At 66.5% G+C, this 537-nt stretch carries 1 protein-coding gene; it reads left to right on the top strand.

Going from position 1 to position 537, the window contains the following annotated elements:
- The coding region (locus A5652_RS20235) for a condensation domain-containing protein (protein WP_156745447.1) at positions 1-537 on the top strand (537 nt) is incomplete at both ends.

Below are 537 nucleotides of genomic sequence, written 5' to 3'. Positions count from 1 at the left end.
GCGCGGGTGGCCCGCGAGCATAACGCGACCAGTTTCATGGTGGTCCAGGCCGCGTTGGCGGTGTTGTTGGCCAAGCTCACTGCCAGCGCGGAGGTGGCGGTGGGCTTCCCGATCGCCGGCCGCAATGATCCCGCGCTCGATGAGTTGGTCGGGTTTTTCGTCAATACCTTGGTGCTGCGGGTCGATCTGGCCGGCAATCCCACCGTGGCCGAGGTGCTGGCTCAGGTGCGTACGCGCAGCCTGGCCGCCTACGAACACCAGGACGTGCCCTTCGAAGTCCTCGTGGAGCGGCTCAACCCGACCCGCAACCTGTCCCATCACCCCTTGATCCAGGTGATGCTGGCCTGGGAGAACTTCGCCGGGCACGACACCGGCGCCGCCGGGTCGACCTTGGGCGACCTCGAGGTCACCCCGTTGCCGGTGGACACCCAGACCGCCCGGATGGATTTGGCGTTGTCGTTGGCTGAACGGTTCACCGAGGACGGGGAGCCCGCCGGGATCGGTGGAAGGGTGGAATTTCGCACCGATGTGTTCGAC

Origin of the sequence: Mycobacterium sp. 1165178.9, from assembly GCF_001673555.1 — a bacterium.
In the GTDB taxonomy this organism is placed as follows: domain Bacteria; phylum Actinomycetota; class Actinomycetes; order Mycobacteriales; family Mycobacteriaceae; genus Mycobacterium.
The sequence above is the reverse complement of the archived record's forward strand: the minus strand, read 5'-3'. Positions and strand labels throughout refer to the sequence as shown.